This window comes from Streptomyces sp. PSU-S4-23, assembly GCF_055632315.1.
This window is the reverse complement of record NZ_JBVMUU010000002.1, coordinates 7,620,102-7,642,414: the sequence shown is the minus strand read 5'-3', so window position 1 is coordinate 7,642,414 and position 22,313 is coordinate 7,620,102. Positions and strand designations below refer to the sequence as shown.

Annotated in this window: 22 protein-coding genes and 1 pseudogene; 6 read left to right on the top strand and 17 right to left on the bottom strand. The window is 72.5% G+C overall.

Features of this window, described 5'->3' with window-relative positions; genetic code table 11:
* Positions 1–390 precede the first annotated feature (390 nt).
* The 15 genes from ACZ79I_RS34575 to ACZ79I_RS34505 form a co-directional block, all read right to left on the bottom strand.
* Entirely contained in the window at positions 391–2,028 is a 1,638-nt protein-coding gene (locus ACZ79I_RS34575; RefSeq protein WP_471502858.1) for an NAD(P)-binding protein, read from the bottom strand.
* Positions 2,025–3,062, bottom strand: coding sequence for a thiamine pyrophosphate-dependent enzyme (locus ACZ79I_RS34570; RefSeq protein ID WP_471502856.1), 1,038 nt, complete (start codon positions 3,060–3,062; stop codon positions 2,025–2,027). The genes ACZ79I_RS34575 and ACZ79I_RS34570 overlap by 4 nt, the downstream gene beginning before the upstream one ends.
* Positions 3,059–4,300 carry a pyruvate ferredoxin oxidoreductase gene (porA, locus tag ACZ79I_RS34565; protein ID WP_471502854.1) on the bottom strand — a complete coding sequence of 414 codons (1,242 nt, stop codon included), beginning with the start codon at positions 4,298–4,300 and terminating at the stop codon, positions 3,059–3,061. The genes ACZ79I_RS34570 and porA overlap by 4 nt, the downstream gene beginning before the upstream one ends.
* Complete coding sequence (locus ACZ79I_RS34560) at positions 4,284–4,865, bottom strand: 2-oxoacid:acceptor oxidoreductase family protein (protein WP_471502852.1); 582 nt, start codon at positions 4,863–4,865, stop codon at positions 4,284–4,286. Before ACZ79I_RS34560 ends, porA begins: the two co-directional genes overlap by 17 nt.
* Positions 4,866–5,003: 138 nt before the next feature.
* A complete protein-coding gene (hypE, locus tag ACZ79I_RS34555) occupies positions 5,004–6,038 on the bottom strand; it encodes a hydrogenase expression/formation protein HypE (protein ID WP_471502850.1) in 1,035 nt (344 codons plus the stop codon).
* Positions 6,035–7,138: a hydrogenase formation protein HypD gene (gene hypD, locus ACZ79I_RS34550; RefSeq protein WP_471502848.1), complete on the bottom strand. Its 1,104-nt coding sequence runs from the start codon at positions 7,136–7,138 to the stop codon at positions 6,035–6,037. Before hypD ends, hypE begins: the two co-directional genes overlap by 4 nt.
* A complete protein-coding gene (locus ACZ79I_RS34545; RefSeq protein WP_471502846.1) occupies positions 7,135–7,641 on the bottom strand; it encodes a CBS domain-containing protein in 507 nt (168 codons plus the stop codon). The genes hypD and ACZ79I_RS34545 overlap by 4 nt, the downstream gene beginning before the upstream one ends.
* Positions 7,634–9,010 carry a Ni/Fe hydrogenase subunit alpha gene (locus ACZ79I_RS34540; protein ID WP_471502844.1) on the bottom strand — a complete coding sequence of 459 codons (1,377 nt, stop codon included), beginning with the start codon at positions 9,008–9,010 and terminating at the stop codon, positions 7,634–7,636. The genes ACZ79I_RS34545 and ACZ79I_RS34540 overlap by 8 nt, the downstream gene beginning before the upstream one ends.
* Positions 9,007–9,759 (bottom strand): NADH-quinone oxidoreductase subunit B family protein, encoded by a 753-nt coding sequence (locus tag ACZ79I_RS34535; protein ID WP_471502842.1) that lies wholly within the window; start codon positions 9,757–9,759, stop codon positions 9,007–9,009. The genes ACZ79I_RS34540 and ACZ79I_RS34535 overlap by 4 nt, the downstream gene beginning before the upstream one ends.
* Complete coding sequence (locus ACZ79I_RS34530) at positions 9,759–10,565, bottom strand: FAD/NAD(P)-binding protein (protein ID WP_471502840.1); 807 nt, start codon at positions 10,563–10,565, stop codon at positions 9,759–9,761. The genes ACZ79I_RS34535 and ACZ79I_RS34530 overlap by 1 nt, the downstream gene beginning before the upstream one ends.
* Positions 10,562–10,924, bottom strand: a complete 363-nt coding sequence (locus ACZ79I_RS34525) for a regulator (RefSeq protein WP_471502838.1) — start codon at positions 10,922–10,924, stop codon at positions 10,562–10,564. The genes ACZ79I_RS34530 and ACZ79I_RS34525 overlap by 4 nt, the downstream gene beginning before the upstream one ends.
* A complete protein-coding gene (locus tag ACZ79I_RS34520) occupies positions 10,921–12,060 on the bottom strand; it encodes a 4Fe-4S dicluster domain-containing protein (protein WP_471502836.1) in 1,140 nt (379 codons plus the stop codon). Before ACZ79I_RS34520 ends, ACZ79I_RS34525 begins: the two co-directional genes overlap by 4 nt.
* A gap of 285 nt (positions 12,061–12,345) precedes the next feature.
* A complete protein-coding gene (locus ACZ79I_RS34515) occupies positions 12,346–12,603 on the bottom strand; it encodes a HypC/HybG/HupF family hydrogenase formation chaperone (RefSeq protein ID WP_471502834.1) in 258 nt (85 codons plus the stop codon).
* A 6-nt stretch (positions 12,604–12,609) separates the two neighbouring features.
* Positions 12,610–14,898: a carbamoyltransferase HypF gene (gene hypF / locus ACZ79I_RS34510; RefSeq protein ID WP_471502832.1), complete on the bottom strand. Its 2,289-nt coding sequence runs from the start codon at positions 14,896–14,898 to the stop codon at positions 12,610–12,612.
* Positions 14,895–15,401, bottom strand: a complete 507-nt coding sequence (locus ACZ79I_RS34505) for a hydrogenase maturation protease (protein ID WP_471502830.1) — start codon at positions 15,399–15,401, stop codon at positions 14,895–14,897. Before ACZ79I_RS34505 ends, hypF begins: the two co-directional genes overlap by 4 nt.
* Positions 15,402–15,565: 164 nt before the next feature.
* Here ACZ79I_RS34505 and ACZ79I_RS34500 point away from each other — a divergent pair, with 164 nt between their 5' ends.
* A complete protein-coding gene (locus ACZ79I_RS34500; RefSeq protein WP_471502828.1) occupies positions 15,566–15,733 on the top strand; it encodes a hypothetical protein in 168 nt (55 codons plus the stop codon).
* Between the two features lie 461 nt (positions 15,734–16,194).
* Here the strand turns inward: ACZ79I_RS34500 and ACZ79I_RS34495 are convergent, their stop codons facing one another.
* Positions 16,195–16,833 (bottom strand): TetR/AcrR family transcriptional regulator, encoded by a 639-nt coding sequence (locus ACZ79I_RS34495; protein WP_471502827.1) that lies wholly within the window; start codon positions 16,831–16,833, stop codon positions 16,195–16,197.
* 68 nt (positions 16,834–16,901) lie between these two features.
* Between ACZ79I_RS34495 and ACZ79I_RS34490 the strand changes: the two genes are divergently transcribed.
* The 5 genes from ACZ79I_RS34490 (at position 16,902) to ACZ79I_RS34470 (ending at position 21,604) form a co-directional block, all read left to right on the top strand.
* Positions 16,902–18,506: an FAD-binding oxidoreductase gene (locus ACZ79I_RS34490; RefSeq protein WP_471502825.1), complete on the top strand. Its 1,605-nt coding sequence runs from the start codon at positions 16,902–16,904 to the stop codon at positions 18,504–18,506.
* Between the two features lie 372 nt (positions 18,507–18,878).
* Positions 18,879–19,298 carry a hypothetical protein gene (locus ACZ79I_RS34485; protein ID WP_471502823.1) on the top strand — a complete coding sequence of 140 codons (420 nt, stop codon included), beginning with the start codon at positions 18,879–18,881 and terminating at the stop codon, positions 19,296–19,298.
* Positions 19,288–19,731, top strand: a complete 444-nt coding sequence (locus ACZ79I_RS34480) for a hypothetical protein (RefSeq protein WP_471502821.1) — start codon at positions 19,288–19,290, stop codon at positions 19,729–19,731. The genes ACZ79I_RS34485 and ACZ79I_RS34480 overlap by 11 nt, the downstream gene beginning before the upstream one ends.
* A gap of 91 nt (positions 19,732–19,822) precedes the next feature.
* On the top strand, positions 19,823–20,407 hold the full coding sequence (locus ACZ79I_RS34475; RefSeq protein ID WP_471502819.1) for a class I SAM-dependent methyltransferase: 585 nt from the start codon (positions 19,823–19,825) through the stop codon (positions 20,405–20,407).
* Positions 20,408–20,416: 9 nt separating this feature from the next.
* Positions 20,417–21,604 carry a bifunctional class I SAM-dependent methyltransferase/NUDIX hydrolase gene (locus tag ACZ79I_RS34470; RefSeq protein ID WP_471502817.1) on the top strand — a complete coding sequence of 396 codons (1,188 nt, stop codon included), beginning with the start codon at positions 20,417–20,419 and terminating at the stop codon, positions 21,602–21,604.
* A gap of 107 nt (positions 21,605–21,711) precedes the next feature.
* Here the strand turns inward: ACZ79I_RS34470 and ACZ79I_RS34465 are convergent.
* A pseudogene (locus ACZ79I_RS34465) lies at positions 21,712–22,248 on the bottom strand (dihydrofolate reductase family protein); the annotation flags it as partial.
* Positions 22,249–22,313: the final 65 nt, after the last annotated feature.

Here is a 22,313-nt window from a genome sequence, read left to right as displayed (position 1 = left end):
CCACCCCCCACGCGAACGCGTACCTTCGTGATCACCTCGCGCCCCCGCCGGGGAGCCCCGCCGGGCGCCTTGCGTGAGCGCCACGCCGCTCGGCACCACCAGCCGGACCTGGGACGCACGGGACCTGCCGACCAAGATCGACAACTCGGGCTCCGCGCCGCGACGTCATCCACCAGTGGCCCCGCACCTGCTCGGCCACTGGGAAGCATCGTGCCAGCATCATGGGCAGTCGGGCCGATGCGGCACGCCGCACATGCGGCACGTCCTCACAAGCGTCCCTCCGCCAAGAGGACGAGAGCACCCGCCACGCCCATGCCGCTCCCGTGGCCGGCGAGACGAGCCACGCGCCACCGGCGCGGGGGCGCCGACGCGGGAGCCTGACCCCGGTCCTCAGCCGCCGGAGTCCTGCTCGGGCACCATGTCGATGGCGCCGCAGGGGCACTCGGCCGCACACAGCCCGCACCCCTTGCAGTAGTCCAGGTCGATCGCGAAGCCCTTGCCGGGGCCCAGCTTGGTGATGGCGTTGTCGGGGCAGACGCCGTAGCAGTTGTCGCACTCGAAGCAGTTGCCGCAGGACATGCAGCGCCTGGCTTCGAAGAGGGCGGTGGACTCGTTCAGTCCCTGCACCACCTCGTCGAACGTCGATACGCGCCGGGCCACCGAGAGCTGTGGCCGGACGGCGGCCGGGGCGTCGGAGTAGTACCAGGTGTTGAGGCGGTCGAAACCGGCGGGATCGTGCTTGGGTCCGGGCTCGTACGCCGCGCCGCGCAGGTAGGCGTCGATGTGCCGTGCGGCCTTCTTGCCGTGCCCGACGGCCACGGTGACGGTGCGCTCCCCGGCCACCATGTCGCCCCCGGCGAAAACGCCCTGATGCCCCGTCATCAGACCGTCGGCGACCCGGACCATGCCGTGGTCGACGGTCAGGTCCGGCACCTGGTCCAGAAGGGACAGGTCGGACTCCTGGCCGAGCGCGAGCACCACCGTGTCGGCGTCCAGTTCCTCGAACTCGCCCGTCGGCTGCGGAAATCCGGATTCGTCGAGCCGCATCCGCTCGATGGTGATCCGGCCGCCGTCGGCATGCTTGATCGTGGACAGCCACTTCATCCGCACGCCCTCCTCCAGCGCCTCCGTCACCTCGACGTCGTGGGCGGGCATGCGGTCCCGGGTGCGCCGGTAGACCACGACGGCATCGGTGGCGCCGAGCCTGCGGGCCGTGCGGGCGGCGTCCATGGCGGTGTTGCCGCCGCCGTAGACCGCGACCCTGCGGCCTAGCAGCGGTGGGCTTCCGCCCTCCATACTGCCGAGCAGCGCGACCGCGTCGAGGATGCGGGCGCTGTCCCCCGCCGGGATGGAGGTACGTCGGCCGATGCCCGCACCCACCGCCAGGAAGACCGCGTCGAAGCCGCCGTCCCGCTGTGCGGCGAGCACGTCGTCCACCCGGGCGCCCGTCTCCAGCACGACACCCAGGGCGAGGATGCGGTCGGTCTCCGCGTCCAGGACCTCGCGCGGCAGCCGGTAACGCGGAATGCCGTAGCGCATCATGCCGCCGGGCCGCTCCTGGGCCTCACGGATCGTGACCTCGTGGCCGAGCAGCCGCAGATGGTACGCCGCCGACAGGCCGGCCGGACCGGAGCCGACGACCAGGACGCGCTTGCCCGAGGACACCGGCGGTGCCGCCACGGTCCAGCCCCGCTTGATCGCCTCGTCCCCGAGGAACCGCTCGACGGCGTTGATGCCCACGGCGTCGTCGACCTGCACGCGGTTGCAGGCCGTCTCGCACGGGTGGTAGCAGACCCTGCCCATCACCGCCGGCAGCGGGTTGTCCCGCATCAACTGCCGCCAGGCCGACTCGTAGTCGCCGCTCTCCGCGTGGTAGAGCCACTGCTGGATGTTCTCGCCGGCCGGGCACGCCTGATTGCACGGCGGCATCCGGTCGACGTACACGGGACGCTCGGTGCGCCAGGCGCCGGTCCGGTTGGCCAGGCTGGAGCCGACATCCAGGGTGATCGCGAACGGTTTGTCCTTCACGACGGGGCCTCCTCGTACTCCCCCGGCCTCCGGCCGGGAGGACTCCCCAGCAGCCCGAAGCGGGCGATGTTGCGGTCGGCGGCGCGCTGGATGCGGGCGATGGCATCGGTGCGCGGCTCGGGTTCGAAGAGGTGCGCGTAGCGCTTCTGCGGACGCAGGTACTCCTCGACCGGCACCCGCCGCCGGATCGGTGTGACGTCGGTCACCTCACCGTCGACGGCCTCGAACACCGGGAAGAGACCGCTCTGTTCGGCCAGCCGCGCGACGCGCACCGTGTCGCAGGACGCCGTGCCCCAGCCGAGTGGGCAGGGCACCAGCACGTGCAGGTAGCGGGCGCCGCGCATCCCCATCGCCCGGTGCACCTTCGCTTCCAGGTCGCGCAGCCCGGCGACGGTGGCCGTGGCGACGTACGGGATCTCGTGCGCCATCGCGATCAGCGGCAGGCTCTTGCCCTGCCCGAACGGGGCGCCCGGCTCCTCGCCGACGGCATGCGTGGTGGCCGTTCGGGCGGTCGGAGGAGTGGCCCCGGAACGCTGTACACCGGTGTTCATATACGCCTCGTTGTCGTAACAGACGTACAGCACGTCGTCGTTGCGTTCGAACATGCCGGACAGACAGCCGAGCCCGATGTCGACGGTGCCGCCGTCGCCCCCCTGCCCGACCACCCGGACGTCCGTGCGGCCCTTGACACGCAGTGCGGCCGCGACTCCCGCTGCGACGGCGGGCGCGTTCCCGAACAGCGAGTGCAGCCAGGGAAGTTGCCAGGAGGTCTCCGGATACGGGGTGGAGAACACCTCAAGGCAGCCGGTGGCGTTGACCGCTATCACCCTGCCGCCCGCGGCCCGCTGCGCCGCGTCCAGGACGTAGCGGGCGCCGAGCGCCTCGCCGCAGCCCTGGCAGGCGCGGTGGCCGGAGGTGAGCGCGTTGGCCCGCCCCGGGTCGGCCTGGTCGGACTGCAGCTCCGGTCCCAGCAGCCGGTTTCCGGCGGCGAAGCTGCCGACCTGGTAGAACCTGACCTGCTGCGCGGCACTCATCGGTTGCTCCCCATGTCGCGCAGCATGTTCTCCGCGGACGGCCCGGACCGCCGGTTCTGCGCCATCCTCGCCAACTCCCGTTCCACCAGGTCGGTGTTCAGATCCAGGAACGTCAGCTGCCCGAGCCGCCCGGCGATCGCGTCGCCGAACAGCCGGTGGAGCGACGCCTTGGTGATCGCCCGGCCGCCGAGCCCGGCTACCACGGTGTGCCCGTCGAGGTGGATGCCGGACAGCGCGGTGCGTACGTTCGCCGAGACGATCCCGCCGATGCCGACCGCGAGGGCGCGCTCCAGGACGACGATCCGGCGCGCGCCCCCGAGAGCGGCCCGTACCTCTTCGAGCGGGAACGGCCGGAACGACGTGATCCCCAGGGCCCCGATCCGCACCCCGCCTTCGCGCATCTCGTCGACGACGTCGCACACCGTGCCCAGCACCGAGCCCAGCGCCACGACGACCGTCTCGGCGTCCTCGCAGGCGTACGGGTGCACCAGCCCGCCCGAGTCACGCCCGAAGACCTGCTGGAACTCCCTGGCGATGCGCGGGATCGCCTCCAGCGCCTGCGTCTGCTTGGCGTGCGCCAGATAGCGCACCTCGGTGAAGGCCTCCGGGCCGACCATCGCGCCGATCGACACCGGCTCGCCGGGGTCGAGGACCTGGCGGGGCTCGTACGGCGGCAGGAACGCGTCGACCTGCGCCTGCTCCGGCACCTCGACGCGCTCCCAGGCGTGGGTGAGGACGAAGCCGTCCATGCACACCATCACCGGCAGCGACACTTCCTCGGCCAGCCGGAACGCCTGAGGATGCAGGTCTGCGGCCTCCTGGTTGTCGCGGGCGTACAGCTGGATCCAGCCCGAGTCGCGCTGCGACATGGTGTCGCTGTGGTCGTTCCAGATGTTGATGGGTGCGCCGATGGCCCGGTTGGCGACCGTCATGACGATGGGCAGGCCGAGTCCGGAGGCGTTGTAGAGGGCCTCCACCATGTACAGCAGGCCCTGGCTGGCGGTCGCCGTGTAGGCGCGGGCGCCCGCCGCCGAGGCTCCTATGCACATCGACATCGCGGCGAACTCCGACTCGACGTTGACGTACTCGCACGGTTCCAGCGCGCCGGACTTCACCAGGCGGCTGAGCTCCTCGACGATGTGTGTCTGCGGCGAGATGGGGTAGGCGGCGATCACCTCGGGCCGGCAGTACGCCACCGTCTCGGCGACCGCGCGCGAGCCCTCAGTCTGCTTGAGCACGGGCGAACTCCTTTATCCGGGCGCCGACGTGGTCGTACGCCTCCAGGGCTGCCGCGGCGTTGGCGGTCCCCAGTCCGCCGGGGAAGCGCTCACGGATCGCGGCGGTGAGCGAGTCGAGGGCCACGCACCCCGTGAGCGCGGCGAGGCCGCCCAGCAGGACGGCGTTCGGCACCGGCCGCCGGACATGGCGCAGGGCGAGGGCGGTGGCGGGCACGGTGACGGCGCGGCCGCGTGGCGCGATCGCTGCGAGCCCCAACGCCTCTATGGACCTCGGTGAGTTGATCAGCACGGCTCCACCGGGCCGCAGGCCTTCCAAGACGTTCACCTGGTGCAGCAGCGTCGCGTCCTGGACCACCAGGGCGTCCGGCACGGTGACGGGCTCACGCACTCGGATGGGCCGGTCGTCGATGCGGCAGAACGCCACGACCGGAGCCCCGGTGCGCTCCGAGCCGAAGCTGGGGAAGGCCTGCGCATGGCGACCCTCCAGAAACGCCGCCACCGACAACAACTCCGCTGCTGTGACGGCGCCCTGGCCTCCGCGGCCATGGATGCGTACCTGGAACACAGTGCTCTCCTCCCGGGTGTCTCCCAGTACCGTCCTACCGCCCGGACGGATGCCCTCCGCAGAGGCCGAACGGCCCATGAGGAGAGCCTGGGGACCCATGCAGGGGCGCCGATGAGGCCGTATCGGTTCCCCCGGCGGTCAGCAGATGCGCGGCAGTTGCTCGCCCAGCGGCATGTCCACCACGCGCCGCGCCCCGACCAGCGTGCGCAGGGTCACCCGGCCGGCCGGCCCGTCCGGCAGGACGTCACCGATCCGGACCGCGTCCCGCCCCTCGGGGACCGAGCGCATCGCGGCGAGCGCCTCGTCGGCCGCCGACGGGGCGATGAAGGCGACCAGGCAGCCCTCGTTGGCGACGACCAGGGGATCGAGGCCGAGCAGGTCGCAGGCGGCGGCGACGGCCTCCGGTACGGGCAGCGCGTGTTCGTCGATCTCGACGGCGACGGACGAGTCGCGGGCGATCTCGCCCAGGGCGGCGGCGAGTCCGCCGCGGGTGGGGTCGCGCAGCGTGTGGACGTGCTCGCCGAGCGGCGCCAGGGCGCCGACCAGGCGGTGCAGGGGGCGGGTGTCGGAGGCGATGTCGGCCTCGAAGCCCAGGCCCTCGCGGGTGGAGAGCACGGTGGTGCCGTGCAGCCCGATCGGGCCGGACAGCAGCACCGCGTCGCCGGGACGGGCCAGCGCTGCGGAAGGGTGCAGCGAGCCGTGCCGCTGCCCGATGCCGGTGGTGTTGATGAACAGCTTGTCGGCGGCGCCCCGGCCCACGACTTTGGTGTCCCCGGTGATCACAGGAACGCGGACGGCCTGGGCGGCCTTGCCCAGCGAGTCCAGAACGGAGCGCAGTTCGGCGAGCGGCAGCCCCTCCTCCACGATGAGGGAGACGGACAGGGCGAGGGGCCGGGCGCCCCGCATGGCGAGGTCGTTGACCGTGCCGTGCACGGCGAGGGAGCCGATGTCCCCGCCGGGGAAGAACAGGGGGCTCACCACGAAGCTGTCGGTGCTGACGACCAGCTCCCGGTAGCCCGGCAGCAGGGCCGCGTCCTCCAGCGGGCCGGGGGCGCGGTCGAAGGCGGGCAGCACCAGGGTGTCGAGGAGTTCGGCGGTCAGCCGGCCGCCTGCGCCGTGACCGATCAGGACGACGTCGCCCTCATGGTGGGGAGTCGGGCATGTGGGGGTCATGACGGTGCCACTTCCTTCGTGCGGCCGGCGGCGTGGAATGCGGCGCAGGTTCCCTCGGTGGACACCATGGGGGCGCCGAGCGGATGACGGGGAGTGCAGCGCGTGCCGTAGGCCGCGCAGTCGGTGGGCAGCCGGGCCCCGGTCAGGATGGCGCCGGCGATGCACTCCGGGTCCTCGGCGGGGCGCAGATCGCCGACGGCGAAGCGGCGCGAGGCGTCGAACCTCGCGTAGCGCCCGGTGAGTTCGAGCCCGCTGCCGGGCAGCGCGCCCATGCCGCGCCAGGCCCGGTCGGTGACGTGGAAGACCTCGTCCACCGCCTCCTGCGCTCGCTGGTTCCCCAGGCGGCGCACCGCCCGCACATACTGGTTCTCCACCGTGTACCGGCCCTGCTCCAGCTGGCTCACCGCCATGAGGATGCCCTCCAGCAGGTCGAGCGGCTCGAAGCCGGTGACCACGATCGGCACGCGGTACCGGGCGGCGATCGGCTCGTACTCGCGCCACCCCATCACCGCGCAGACATGCCCGGCCGCGAGGAATGCCTGCACCTCGCAGTCGGGGTCGTCGAGCAGCGCTGTCATCGCGGGTGGTACGAGGACGTGGCTGACCAGCATCGAGAAGTTCGTGAGCCCCAGGCGGGCGGCATGCAGCACCGCCATGGCGTTGGCGGGCGCGGTGGTCTCGAACCCGACCGCCAGGAACACCACCTCGTGGTCCGGTTGCCGGGCGGCCAGCCGGACGGCGTCCATCGGCGTGTAGACGACGCGTACGTCCGCGCCGCGCGCCCGCAGCGACAGCAGATCGGTGTTTGAGCCCGGCACGCGCAGCATGTCGCCGAAACTCGTGAAGATCACCCCGGCCCGGGCGGCGATGGCCATGGCCCGGTCCAGCGTCTCCAGCGGGGTGACGCATACCGGGCAGCCCGGGCCGTGGATCATACGGATGCCGGCGGGCAGCAGTTCGTCGATGCCCTGCCGCACCAGGGTGTGGGTCTGGCCGCCGCACACCTCCATGATCCGCCAGGGCCGCGTGGCTGTGCGGCGCAGCTCGTCGAGGAGGTGCCGGGCCAGCGCCTGATCGCGGTACTCGTCCAGGTACTTCATCGGTGCCTCAGATCGAGCCTGATGTCGATGAGCCCCTCCATCGCCCGCACGGCCCGCGCGAGGTCGGGCACGCGTGTGCGATCCGGCAGGATGTCGCCGAGGGTCACCACGCCCTGCGGCAGGCCGGTCCCGTCCGCGAGGGGCAGCCGTTCGACATGTCGGCGCGCCGTGATGCGGGCTGCCTCGGCGAGCGAGGCGTCCGCGTGCGCGGTCATGGCCGGGCTGCTCGTCGGTTCGCCCGCCGTCGGCGCGCTCGCCTTGCCGCGCTCCGCGGGCTCGCCCGCGGAGTCGTCGGCGTGGTCGGCGTCCCGGAACTCCTCCCCGGGCGGCAGATCTGCCTCGGACACCACCCCGATGACCCGTCCCTCACCGTCGAGGACCGCCAGGGCGCCGACCTTCCACCGGTCGATGAGCCGGACGGCCTCCTCGACCGGGGCCTCGCGGCCGGCGGCGCCGCCGGTGTGCGTCATCACATCGCTCACGGTGTACGGAGGTTCAGGCATCGCAGCCTCCCGTGGTGTCCCCCGCCGAGGTGTCTCCCGAGGTGCGGACGACCGTCAGGTCGAGGAAATGAGTGGAACAGGAGATGCACGGGTCGTGGTTGCGGATCGCCCGCTCGCACAGGGACGCCAACTCGTCGTCGTCCGGGTTGTGATCGCCGATGGCGCGCTGGGCCAGGCGCCTGAGGTCGTCCTCGATCGCGCCCTGGTTCTGCGCGGTGGGCGGCACCAGCAGGGCGCCGGTGACGATGCCGTCGGCGTCGATCGCGTAGCGGTGGTAGAGCAGCCCGCGCGGCGCCTCGGTGGCACCGTGCCCGACGCCGGCAACCGGCGGCACCTCGGTGTACGGGCGCGCGGGCGGCTCGTACGCGTCGATGATGCGCAGCGCCTCGTCGACGGCGTACACGGTTTCCACCGCCCGCACCAGGATGGACCTGTACGGATTGCGGCACACGAGCCCGTCGCGCGGATCGCCCAGCCCGGCCTCGACCGCTGCCTGCAGTGCCACCGGCGACAGCAGCCGGCCGCTGATCGCGAACCGGGCCAGCGAGCCGGTGAGGTGCAGGCGCCCGTCGAGCCGGGAGTGCAGCGCAGTGGAGTGCGCCACGTGGGTCTCGGCGACGTGGTCGGTGAAGTCGTGCACCGGGAAGGAACCGGTGGAGCCGCCGGCCCACAGAACGCCGGGCGTGCCGCTCTCGATGGCGTACGTGCCGGAGGCGGCCAGCGCCAGCAGGGCGGCGTCGGTGTGCGCGTCGGGGAACTCGAAGCCGGACACCCAGCGCACGGTCGCCCATGCGTCGTCCAAGGCCCGCTTCAGCTCTTCGGCCAGCGGCTGGAGTTCCTCGCGGGCCGGCGCCCGGTGGAAGCCGCCGAGCCGCACGTTCACCGGGTGGACGGCCCGGCCGCCGAGCAGCTCCATCAGGGAGTTGCCCGCCTTCTTCAGCCTGAGACCCCGCTCCACCTCGGCCCGGTGCGTGCGTGCCAGCTCGATCGCGCTCGCCCGGCCGAGGAAGTCCGGCGCGTGCAGCAGATAGATGTGCAGGGCATGGCTCTCGATCCACTCGCCGCAGTACAGCAGTCTGCGCAGGTCCCGGATCACCGGATCGACCTGCACCCCGCAGGCGTCCTCGATCGCCGCGCAGGCACTCATCTGGTACGCCACCGGGCAGATCCCGCACACCCGGGCCGTGATGTCCGGTGGCTCGGTGTACGAACGACCACGCAGGAACGCCTCGAAGAAGCGCGGCGGTTCGTAGATGTTCAGCTGTGCCTCGGTGACCGTGCCGTCGTGGACGTGCAGGCGCAGGGCGCCCTCGCCCTCGACCCGGGTGAGCGAGCCGACGTGCAACACACGGGATCCGCGGTGCGTCACTTGCCCAACTCCTTCTCGAAGGCGGCGGCGTTGAAGGTGTGCAGGAACCGGTCCACGGCGTCCTCGTCGAGTCCGTCGCGGCGCAGCAGCGGGATCAGTGCGGGCAGGTTCGTCGACCCGGACGGTCCGAAGCAGCCGAAGCAGCCTCGCCCGTACGCCGGGCACAGCGCCCCGCATCCGGCGTGCGTGACCGGGCCCAGGCAGGGCGTGCCGTGGGCGACGGTGACGCAGACCGCGCCGCGCCGCTTGCACTCGAAGCACACGCTGTGGTCCGGCACGTCCGGTTTGCGGCCGGCCAGGAACGCGCTGATCACCTCGATCAGCTGCCGCCGGTCGACGGGGCAGCCGCGCAGCTCGAAGTCGACGTCCACATGCGCCGACACGGGGGTGGAGGTGGCGAGCGTGGAGACGTACTCGGGACGGGCGTACACCGTACGGCGGTACTCGTCGACGTCCGCGAAGTTCCGCAGGGCCTGGATGCCGCCGGCGGTGGCGCACGCGCCGATCGTCACCAGGTGGCGGGAGGCGGCACGGATCGTGCGGATCCGCTCGGCGTCCTCGGCCGTGGTGACCGAGCCCTCCACCAGGGACAGGTCGTACGGTCCGGGCGCCACCGCACTGGACGCCTCGAGGAAGTGCGCGATCTCCACCTCGCCCGCCAGTGCCAGGAGTTCGTCCTCGCAGTCCAGCAGGGTGAGCTGGCAGCCGTCGCAGGAGGCAAGCTTGAACACGGCGAGTGTCGGCGCCATCACAACTCCCTTACGGACAACAGGGGTTCGGCGCGGTCCCAGCCGACGACCGGCCCGTCCCGGCACACCAGCAGGGGACCGAGCTGGCAGTGACCGCAGTGCCCGGTCGCGCAGCGCATGTTCCGCTCCAGCGAGACCCGGATCCGCTCCGGGGCCACTCCCCTGCGGGCGAGCTCGCGGCCGGCGGCGCGGATCATCGGCTCGGGGCCGCAGACGAAGGCACAGGCGTCGCCCGGCTCGAAGGGTGCCTGGTCGAGGAGCTGGGTCACCACGCCGACATCCCCGTCCCAGCCGGCGTCCGGCCGGTCGACGGTCAGCCCGGTGTACGCCGTCCGCCACAGCCCGATCTCGTCGCGGGCGATCAGGCCGCCCGGAGTGCGCGCTCCGGCGAGCACACTGAACCGGCCGAACGCCTCCGGCTCGGCGAGCACGCGCAGGATCAGCGGCCGCAGCGGGGCCAGTCCGATGCCGCCGGCCACCACCACGACGTCCCGGCCTCTGGCCCGCTCCAGCTCCCAGCTCGTGCCGTACGGGCCGCGCAGCCCGACGACATCGCCGGCCCGAGCCGCGCACAGGCCCTCGGACACCGCGCCCACGCTGCGGACCGTGTGGGCCAGACCGCCCGTGGCCTGGACGGAGCTCACCGAGAGGGGGATCTCGCCGCGGCCGAAGCAGTGCACCATCGCGAACTGCCCCGGCGCGAAGTCCGCCAGCGCCTGAGCCACCGGTTCGAGCCGCAGCGTGACCGACTCCTCGGTCTCCCGCCGGCGGTCGACGACGAGGTGGGGAACCGGCACTGCGGTCATCGCGCACCGCCGCTGGGGTGGGCCCCGTACAGGTCGACCGGCCGGGCGCGGGCCGCGCTCGGCCGGTGGGACGGCACCCGGCCGACCCAGCGGCCCGTCGCCCGGCCGAACTCGGCGTCGTCGTCGCACATCGCACGCGCGGCGACGGCGACGGCGTCGAACTCGTCCGCCCGCACCGGGGCCGTGGCCTCGGCGCCCAGCTGCCACACATACGGTTCGAACAGCCGGGACCGGCCCACGAGATCGCCCGGGCCGAGGGTCTCGATCACCGGCGCGGGACAGTCGGCGATGTACATGAGCCGGTTCCGGTGCCCGGGTGGCAGGGCGTGAGTCATGCGCGGCGTGATCGAGGGGGTCATCGCTCCGTCTCCGTCTCGAGTTCGGTGCGCAACGCGGCGACTTCCTCGGTGATGTCGATGCCGGCAGGGCACCAGGCGATGCACCGCCCGCAGCCGACGCAACCGGAGCTGCCGAACTGCTCGTGCCAGGTGGAGAGCTTGTGGGTGAGCCACTGCCGGTAGCGGGCCCGCCCCGAGGAGCGGACCGGTCCCTCGTGCAGATACGAGAAGTCCAGGTCGAAGCAGGAGTCCCAACGCTGCCACCGTTCGGTGTGGTCACCGGTGAGGTCGGTGACCTCCTCGGTGGTCGCGCAGAAGCAGGTGGGGCAGACCATCGTGCAGTTGCCGCAGGTCAGGCAGCGAGCGGCGACATCGTCCCAGCGTTCGGCGTCCAGGCTCGCCCCCATCAGCTGCCGCAGGTCGACCGCGGGCAACGCCCTGCCCATGCGGTCGCGGGCGGCATCCACCGAGGCGCGGGCCGCGATCTGTGTCGCCGTGTCGGCGACGCGGTGCGGCACGTCCTCCAGCAGCCGGGCACCCTCCTCGCTGCCGACACGCACCAGGAACCGGTGACCGTCCCCGTCCACCACCTCCGTCAGCGCCAGGTCGTAGCCGGGGCCGACCGCGGGCCCGCCGCCCGCCGACACGCAGAAGCAGCTCGCGCCGGGCTCGGTGCACTCCGCGGCGATCAGCAGGGCACGGCTCCTGCGCGCGCCGTAGCGGGTGTCCTCATACCGCCCGCCGGTCAGCACGTGGTCCTGGACCGCGATGGCCCGCAGGTCGCAGGGCCGGACGCCCAGGAAGGCATACGACCGCGCCTCGGGCTCGTCCGCGGTGAAGGAGATGTCGCCCTCCGGCGACCGGTCGGCACTCCACAGCCGTTCGCGAGCCGGATGCAGGAAGGACTTCCAGGACTGCGGGCCCGCGCTGTGCGCGAAGGCGGCCCCGTCCTCGCGCGGGAGGAGCCGGTAGCGTCCGGCGTCGGCCTCGGCACCCCAGCCGTAGGGCAGTTGGGCCGCCGACGACAACTCGGCCAGTACGACCGCCCCGTCACGGACCGTCGGCCCGACGACGGTCCGGCCCTGCGCCACAAGCGCGGACACCAGGGCGTCCAGACCGTCCCGGTCGAGTACGGCGGCGGTTCCGGTGGCGGTCATGACGGTCCTCCCTGTCCGAAGTGCCCTGCGGGTCTGAGGCGTTGGGGGTGCTCCGCGTTCCTCCACTCCAGCGTTCAGCCCCGCAAGGGTCTGCGACAGGGACTGACCGGCCCTGCCCGCCGGGCCGACCGGTTCCAGGGGGCCGACCGGCCTACCCGGGCAGGGGCCGCGCCCCGCAGATGCGCGGGACTGACACCATGCGGCTCCACCGCGTCGGCGCGCCCGGCCACAGACGGCCTGCACCATGAAGGACGGCGTTCGAGGGGCGCCCCTCTCGGCGGAGCGTCACGGCAGCGGTTCGCCCAGCTCTCCCTCGACCGCGTCCGCCATGGCCCGCAGCACCTCCAGGGTGCGGCGCGCCTCCTCCTCGTCGACCTGGCTGATCGCGAAGCCGACGTGCACGATGACGTACGACCCGACGTCCGCCTCCGGTGTGCAGCTCAGGCAGACCTCGCGCCGTACGCCGCCGAAGTCGACGGTGGCCATGCGCAGTCCGGATTCGTCGTGGATCTCCACCACCCGGCCCGGGATGCCCAGGCACATGTGAACTCACTCCTCCCCGGCCAGGCGTGCGGCCGCGACCGCCGCCTGGCCGTAGCTGATGCCGCCGTCCCCGACCGGGACCTGGCCGCCGACCAGCACCCGCAGCCCCTGAGCGCGCAGTCGGCGCTTCACCTCGGTCGTCAACCGCCGATTGACGAAGCAGCCGCCGCCCAGGCACACCGTGCGCGGCGCGCCGTCCGCCACGGCCCGAGCGGCCAGCTCCGCGGTGACGATCGCCAGCGTCAGGTGGAAGGCCGCGGCCAGCCGGGCCACCGGCTCCCCGCCCAGCCGTCGCTGCAGCAGGTCGGTCAGGGTCGACGCGGGGTCGTACACCCACAGGCCGTCCACCCGCACGACACGGTGGGAGAGGGGCACCGCGTGCTCGTCGCCCGCCGCCGCTTCGAGCAGGACGGCCGCCTCACCCTCGTAGCGGGCTGTGTCGGCGAGCCCGAGCAGGGAGGCGACCGTGTCGAAGAGCCGTCCGGCGCTGGACGCCCGTGGGCAGTTGACGTCCTGGGCGATCATGGCGCGCACGGCGGCGACCCCGGCCGCATCGAGCCGGTCGGTGAAGGCACGGGTGAGCCACGGGTACGGGCGCGGGGACCCCAGCGGCTCGCCGCCGAGCAGATGCCCGAGAGCCGTGCGGGACGGATGGCGTACCGCCGCTTCGCCGCCGGGCAGGGGCGCGGTCGCGAACCTGCCGGCGCGGCGGTAGCCGCTCAGCGTGGCGACCAGGATCTCGCCGCCCCACAGGGTGCCGTCGTCGCCGAGCCCCAGCCCGTCGTAGGCGATGCCGAGGAACGCTCCGCGCACCCCGTGCTCGGCCGCGCAGGCGGCCACGTGCGCGTGGTGGTGCTGCACCGCGATGCGGCGCAGCGGCTGCGCCTCGGCCCACTGCGTGGACAGGTAGCCGGGGTGCAGATCGTGGGCGAGGATCCGCGGCTCGATGCCGGTGAGGTGCTTCAGGTGCTCGTACGACGCCTGGAACGCCTCGTAGGCGGCCAGGTCGGCCAGGTCGCCGGTGTGCGGCCCGAGGTGGGCGCTGCCGTCGGCGGCCAGTGTGAACGTGTGCTTCAGATGGGCGCCGACCCCGGCGACCGGCTCCCGTACAGCAAGCGGCAGCGGCGCGGGGGCCAGGCCGCGGGCCCGGCGGATCGTGATCCGGGTCCGCCCGGCGAACTGGACCACCGAGTCGTCGTAGCGGGAGAGGATCTGCCGGTCGTGGGTGAGGAAGCCGTCCGCGACGCCGGCCAGGGCACGGCGCGCCTCCACGTCGTGAACGGCGATGGGCTCGTCGCTCAGGTTGCCGCTGGTGACCACGAGCGGCCGGGCCAGCGCGTCGAGGAGCAGATGGTGCAGCCCGGTGGTGGGCAGGAACAGGCCGACGCGGGTGAGCCCGGGGTGCACCTCGTAGGCGAGCCGCGACATGCCGCGGCACCAACGGGCGAGCAGCACCACAGGCCGCTCCGGGGAGGTCAGGGCCTGCATTTCGGTGGCACCGATCTGCGCCAGCCGGGACGCCGCGCCCAGGTCACGGACCATCACGGCGAATGGTTTCGCCGGGCGGTGCTTGCGGCTGCGCAGCTCCGCCACGGCCCGCGGATCGCCTGCATCGCAGATGAGCTGATAGCCGCCGAGGCCCTTCAACGCGACGATCCCGCCCGTCTCCACGGTCTTGACCGCCGCCCGCAGCGCCTCCTCGCCGCGCAGGTCTTCCCACGCCAACTGCGGTCCGCAGACCGGGCAGGCGACGGGTTCGGCATGGAAACGCCGGTCGGCCGGGTCGGCGTACTCGGCCGCGCACTCCGCACACAGCGGGAAGCGCCGCATCGTCGTGCGGACCCGGTCGTAGGGCAGATCCTCGATGATCGTGGCGCGCGGCCCGCAGTCCGTGCAGTTGATGAACGGGTAGCGGTAGCGCCGGTCCCCGGGGTCGAACAGCTCACGCAGGCAGGATTCGCAGATCGCCGCGTCGGGGGGGACCTCGCGCGGGGCGGTGCCGACTTGCGCGGGCGGGCTGTGCCGTAGGTGGAAACCCCGGCCGTGCGCCGGCGAATCCCGTGTGCTCTCGGTCAGCCGGACACGGCGCACCCGGGCGAGCGCCGGTGCTTCGGCCCGCAGCCGGGCGGCGAACTCCTCGATCGTGCCGATCGGTCCCGCGACCTCACCCTCCACATGGCCGTTGACATTGGCCACCCAGCCGTCCAGACCGAGCTTGGCCGCGGTGCGGTAGACGAACGGCCGGAAGCCGACTCCCTGGACGATGCCGTCCACGTGGAAGCCCCGTAAGGTCATGCCGGCCTCCCGGCCACCCTGTTCCGGAAGCGGGTGATCTCGTCCTCGACGGCCAAGACGAGCGGCTCGACGACCGCCGCGACGGCGGGGGAAAGGCCGGCACCGAAATCCGTCTCGGCGCCCTCGACGGCGTACACGACCAGACGCTCGGGCAACAGTCCGAGGAGCCGGGCGAGTTCCACGGCCTCGCCGAGGCCCAGCCCGTGCGAGCTGGTGGCCGACGGCTGTGCGAGGCACTCGGCCTCGATCTCAAGGCGGTGCACACGCCCCGGAGTCCCCGGATGCGCGTGCGCGGCGTCCACGACCACGGCGAGCGCCGCACCCTGCCACAGGCCGATCAGCCGCCCGGGGTCGCCGTCACAGGCGGCCAGTACCGTTCCCGGCGGCAGCGGCCGTGTCTCAGCCCGTTCCCGCAGCCGGGCGACAACAGTCCAGCCCACACCGTCGTCGCGCCGGAAGTCGTTCCCGACGCCGACCACGGCGATCCGCTCACCCACCCTCATGCCTCCCAACGTGCGCTGCCGTACCCCGACTCCACAGGGGCCGAACGGCCCTGGCGCGGGGGCCGCCCCTCCTCACCGTCCGTGGGTCGGCTGGATGTTCACTGACACGGCGGCTGAACCTCCCCTCCTGGCATCCAGGAAGCGCATCTACGACGCTGAGTTCCGTGCCGTCGTCGGACCGGCAGGTGGCCGAGCCGTCCGGTGGCCGGCTGCGGGAGAGTGAGCGGGCGGAGCCGGAGCGGCTGCCGGCCGGGGCCGGGGAGAAGGACAAGCGCATCCGCGAGCTGGAGATGGAGCGTGACGTCTGCAAGCGATGCGTGGCCTTGGGGTGAAGCAGCCGAGGCGGACCCGCCGTGGCGGTCGGGCCGATCAGCGGCTGCAAGGCCGATGAGGGCATACGGCATCGGGTCGCCTGCCGGGCTGTGGGGTGTCGGAGTCGTGGTACCGCAAGTGACGCGATCGCCCGCCCACCGCGCGGGATGTGCGTCGGCAGGACCTGGCGGAGGAGATCAGCCTTCCCGGTGCCCCGGGCCACGTCCACATCGACTCGATCGCGCAGACTCCGAGAGAGTTCGGGCGCACCGATCCCGGTCCGATCACGGTCCGGTCCCGGTCCGATCACGGGGATGCGGGACAAGGACGCGGGCCGGAGGTGCTCCGTCCCGGACTCCAAGGGCCGGAAGGTGTGCATCGAGGTCAGCCGCCGTGCGCCGGCTCCCGAGGACGCAGCGGTTGCCAGGGGGCGACGAACCACGCTCTGCGGGGCGCCGAGGCAGCACGTGAGTCGTCCGCCTCACGGGTCGTCGTCGCCGACGGCGAGGATGGTCCGGCTGGCTCTGGCGAGACGTGCGCAGCGCCGGGTCATGGCGTCGGGTGACTGGTCGGGGTGGTTGATCCACCAGCGGACCAGGGCGGTGCACAGGCCGCGCCATGCGTGTTTGAGTGCGTCGGCGTCGAGTGGGTCGCTGGTTCCGGCGGTGTGCAGGAGGTCGGCGCTGCCGGTCGCGGCGAGGTCGTCGATGGCGTTGCGGTAGTGGGCCGCGCGGTGGGCGGCTTCGCTGTCGGGCGGAAGCGTGGGGTCGTAGAGGACGAACCATGCCTCGCGCTGGCCGTCGAGGGCGGTGAACAGGGCGTGCAGCACGCGCAGGGGTGTGGGCGGTGCGCCGGTGGCGTGGTCGGCCATGGCGGTGCGGATGGCGGCCAGCAGCCGGTCGCCGACGGGGTTGAGGCAGGCGAGGTAGAGCTCCTGCTTGCTGCCGAAGTAGTGGTGCAGGAGTGGTTTGGTGACGCCGACGCGGGTGGCGATGGCGGCCACGGTGGTGGCCTCGTAGCCGTGGCGGCCGAACTCCCGGGTGGCCGCGGCCAGGACCTGTTGTTCGCGCGCGGCCCTCGGTACGCCCTTGGTGCCGGCCTTGGAGGGGGGCGTTGTCATGGAACTAGATATTACCCTAGGGTAATTTACCGACGGGTAAATTCCTTGGACCCCGCTGGAGCGCACCCATGCCTGCCACCGCGACCGACCCCCGCACCTCCCGCACCCGCTCCTGGTGGGGCTGGGGCTACGCCGACGCCCACCCCGACGACGCCGAATGCGCCGCGCTGGGCGCCCTGCTGCCGGGCACCCTGGCCCGCCCGCTGCCGATACCCCGCATCGCCGACCTGCCCATCGGCCGCCCCACCGCGACGCCCCCGCCCTCCCTGGCGCACCTGGTCACCGCCGACCCGCAGGCGCGCGCCGCCCACGCCATGGGCAAGGCGTACCGCGACGTCATCCGGGCCCTGCGCGGCCGGCCCGGCCGGATCCCCGACCTGGTCGCCCACCCGGCCGGCGACCAGGACGTGGCCGACCTGCTGGACTGGGCCGGCGAGCACGGCGTGGCCGTCATCCCCTTCGGCGGCGGCTCCTCGGTGGTCGGCGGCGTGGAGTACCGCGGCGACGCCCACCACGCAGTGCTCTCGCTCGACCTGACCACGATGGACCGCGTCCTGGAGATCGACACCACCAGCCGCTCGGCCCGCATCCAGGCCGGAGCCCTCGGTCCCGTACTGGAGGACCAGTTGCGGCCCCACGGCCTGACCCTGCGCCACTTCCCGCAGAGCTTCGAGTTCTCCACCCTCGGCGGCTGGCTCGCCACCCGGGCCGGCGGCCACTACGCCACCGTCCACACCCACATCGACGACTTCGTCCAGTCCCTGCGCGTGATCACACCCGCCGGCGCCAACACCTCCTGGCGGCTGCCCGCATCCGGCGCCGGGCCGTCACCCGACCGGCTCTTCCTCGGCTCCGAGGGCACGCTCGGCGTCATCACCGAGGCATGGATGCGCCTGCAAGAACGCCCCCGCCACAAAGCCTCCGCGTCCGTGGCCTTCGCCGACTTCCACCTCGCGCTGGACGCCGTACGGGCCATCGCCCAGTCCGACCTCGCCCCGGCCAACTGCCGCCTGCTCGACCCCGGCGAGGCGCTGCTGTCCGGCGCCTCCCACGACGGCTCCACCGTCCTGGTCCTCGGCTTCGAGTCCGCCACCACCCCCGTCGACAACCGCCTCACGGCCGCCGTGGACCTGGCCCGCGCCCACGGCGGCCGCCGCGAGACACATGCGGCAGACCGCGACGCCCCGGCCGACGCGGCCGTGAGCGCCTGGCGCTCGGCGTTCCTGCGCATGCCCTACCTGCGCGACGGTCTGGCCCGCATGGGCGCCGTCGTCGAAACCTTCGAGACCGCCGCCACCTGGGAGAGGATTCCCGGCCTGATCGACGCCGTCCGCACCGAGGTCGGCGCCGCCGCCTCGAAGGCCACCGGACACCCGGCCACCATCAACTGCCGCCTCACCCACGTCTACCCCGACGGCGCCGCCCCCTACTTCACCGTGGCCCTCGCCGGCCGGCCCGGCGACGAGGTCGAGGTCTGGGACGACATCAAAGCCGCCGCGACCGACGCCCTGCACCGCCACCGCGCCACCATCACCCACCACCACGCCGTCGGCCGCGACCACCGCCCCGCCTACGACCTCCAGCGCCCGGCCCCCTTCGCGCTGGCACTGCGCGCCGCCAAGAACGCCCTGGACCCCCACCACATCCTCAACCCCGGCGTCCTGCTCGACTGACGACACAGCGGCAATCAGGCGAGGGCGGCGAGAACTGCCGCAACGGCCTTCCCACGCCGGCCCTGCGACAGCGGGGCACGGGTGGCGATGTCCCCAAGCCGCCCGCGTCGCGCCGGACACGGTCGCCCCACGCGGACACCTGCACCTTCGCCATCGCCGTCTCCGGCCTCGCCCCACCCGGACCGAAAGGCCAAGCCCCGGGGTGCTGTCATTTCGACTTCATCACCGTCCAGAACCTGCGCATCCGCCGCGAGACGGCACCCGGACGCACCTGTCTCCCGGCCGGGCTGCTGTGCTGCGGCGTCTGCGGCAGGCGCATGGAGTCCCACCGGCAGCGCGGTCGTCTGGTGGCTCGCCAAGAACGACGACCATGTGGAGAAGACCGTGGCTGATCTCGGTCTGCTCGCGCAGCTCACGTCTGCCGCCAACGACACGGACGTGCCCGAACGGCTTCTTCATCTCATGGCTCAGCCGCACGGCGAACGACCCGGTCCGCTGCAGGAGCCGGCACCTCCCTTCGAGCAAGAGCTGACGACCGCCGACCACTTCGAGGCCTTCCTCAACAGCATGGGCTTCACAGGTGGAGACGTCCGACGAGCAATGCTGGCCAAGCAATTCGCCGACGTCATCAAGACACAGGACCGGCACGAGACCGCCGAGGACCTACTGCGCAGGTTCGATCCGCCTGCGAGCTTCACACCGAACGTCGGTGAGCCATCGGCCTCAGCACACTCCGCGCCCGACGGAACGCCCGAAGCCCCGCCCTCTGAAAGGAAGACCGATGGACAGTGAGCTGGCCGCCCTCGCCGCGTCTGGAGCGACGACCCTGGCCTCGCTCATGGTCACCGACTCCTGGATGCACGCCCGCGAACTCGTCGGGCGGTACTTCTCACGCACCGGTGCGGATGAAACCTCGATCACCGACTTGGACACCGCCCGAACCCGGCTACTCGCCGCCGAAGCCAGAGGTGACGCACAAACGACCCGTGACATCACCAACGAGTGGCACGCCTACCTGCGACATCTCCTGCAGCCAGGTTCGGCAACCGGCGACGACCTCCGCGACTTGCTCACATGCTTGCAGGGCATCGCGAACAACGCGGACACTCGACCAAGCACCGTGCACAACACCATCAGTGGAGGCGTACAGCACGGTCCCCTCATCCAATCCGGCCGGATCACCGGGCTCACCGTCCACACGTACCACCCCACCGAACCGGCGTAGGACCGGGCCACGGCCGTCAGCGTCAGCACTGGGCCGAACTGCCGATGCGGCAAGCCACCTCGGCTGTCCCGCCCGCTCGCGAAGGAGCCGAATGACGACCACCCCTGCAACCGCCGACCACTGGGAGCCGCTCTGGGCCGGCGGACGCCGGTACCGGGAGGTCAGCAGCGCCGAGGCCACGCTTCTGGCGGATCATGTCGGACCCGGCCGTGGACGCCCTGCCCTCGACATCGGCACCGGCGACGGCGCCCTCGCCCATCACCTCCACGAGCTCGGTTACCGCACCACCGGCATCGGCTTCTCCCCGAGCGCCATCGCCGCAGCAGCCCGGAAGACCCGCAGCCACCAGCACGGCGAAGGGCCGACCTGGCATCTGATGGACTTCGCCGCCGACGACGTCAACGCCCTGCCGGACCGCGCGTACGCGGTCGTCACCTGCCGCCTGGTCTATCGGTGGATGGACGACAAGCCGGCCTTCCTCGACCGCGTCCGGAAGGTCCTGGCACCCGGCGGGACCTTCTGGGTCGTCACCGAACTCGCCGGTCGCCGCGAGGACAGCGACCCCTGCAAGCACCTCGGGATCAACGCCGCCGAAGCCGAGACGCTCACCGCGGGCTGGTCCGTCGTACGCACCGCCGACCTCGACGTGCTGCGCTGCTACGCACTCCGTCCCTGAACCCGACACATGGGAGACAACACGTTGGACCTGGAACGACACACATGCCTCGCCTGGGACGCCTACGGAACACACCACCTGCGGCGCGGTACACCCCTGACGGAAGTGGACCAGATCACGTGGGGCCCCGCGGCGGACGGACCGGGGGACGGCATCCTCGGGGACCTCAAGGGCCTGCGCGTACTGGACCTCGGCTGCGGCCCCGCCCGGCACGCCGCGCACCTCGCCCGCACCCACGGCGCACACGTGGACGCCGTCGATGCCTCCCCCAGCCAGATCGAACGGGCCCGCACCCGCTACCCCGACGTGCCAGGATTGCGGCTGGTCAACGCCGACGCCGTCGAGCACCTGGGCACGGCAGCGCCATACGACGTGATCTACTCCCTGAACACCTTCCACTTCCTCGACCCCCACCGGCTCCTGGCCGCCCTGGCGACCGCCCTCAAGCCCGGGGGCCGACTGTACTTCACCGTGCTGCACACCAACTCCGACGGCGACGGCCCCACCTCGACCGTCACCCCACGCCCGGAGACCCTGCGCCCGGCCGGCGGAAACGACCTCACCGTGCACATGTGGGTGCTCACGCCCGAGGTGTGGGAAGACCTGCTCGTGCAGTACGGGCTCCGAGTGCAGGGCGTCACTGTCCTCGACGCACCGCAGGAGGACGACCAAGCCTCCTACCGGCTCTTCCAGGCCCACCGACCAGCCCGGATCACCGCACGCCCCCGCACCGCGAAGCCACCCGTCGCCGGCGCCGCAGTAGGCGTCGGCGCCGTGCTGCTCGGGCCCCAGGGCCTGCTCCTGGGCCGGCACCGGCTGGGCACACGAGAGCTGCCCGGCGGGACCGTTGAGCCGGGCGAGTCACTGCAGGAGGCAGTCGTACGCGAACTCGCCGAGGAGACCGGCCTGTACGCCGACCCCGCCGACGTCCGTCTCCTGGGCATGCTCCTCGACCGGGTCGGCGACGTCGTCCGCATCACCTTCGGCGCACTCGTCACCCGCTGGCGCGGGGAGCCGGCCGACCAGCCCGACGAAAGCGTCGGCGACTGGCGCTGGTGGCCTCTGGACGCCCTGCCCCCGGACCTGTTCGAGTGCAGCGCCCAGATCCTCACCGCCTGGCGTCCCGACCTCCCGATCGACCACGCACCCGCCCGCTTCACCCTCATCAGCGACCCACACACGCCCACCACTGCGTGATCCCGCCCGTACCACACGGGCGGGGCAACAACACTCCAATCGCCGAACGTGAAGGACCGTCCCGTGACCACTCCCCGCCGCGCCACGCCCGGGGACGCGGAAACCCATCATGGGGCCACCGCAGGGTGCACGGCGAACTCGCCACCCTCCGGCCAGCGCGCCACGCGGTAGCCGGAGGGTGGCGACTCTCGAACTGAAGGTGCGGGTCTCGACGAGTTCGAGATCCACCCGGCGCTCGTGCCGGGGAAAGAAGGGAATGCCGCCGCCGACCAGCACCGGGTAGACCCTGGCCCGGTACTCGTCGATCAGACCCAACGAGGCCGCCTCGGCGGCGAGAATCGCGCCGCCGACCGCGATGTCGCCCTCCCCGGTTCGGCCCGCAACCGCTCGATCTCCTCCGCCAGGCCGGCGGAGGCCAGACGGACATTGCCCCGCACCGCCGAGAGCGTGGTGGAGAACACCACCTTGGGCAGCGGCTTCCAGATCGCGGCAAACTCGAGCGTGGAGAAGTCGAGCGACGGATCCTGGTCGGCGCTCTCCCAGTACAGCATCGTCTCGTACAGCCGTCGCCCCAACAGGTGGACGCCGACCTCTCGCGCCTCGTCGGTCGCGAAGCGAAAGACCTCCTCGTCAGGCGCCGTCCACGGTACTCGCCGGCGTGCTCGCCGCCACCGCCCTCGTCGGCCACCCCACCACCCGGCCACAACCG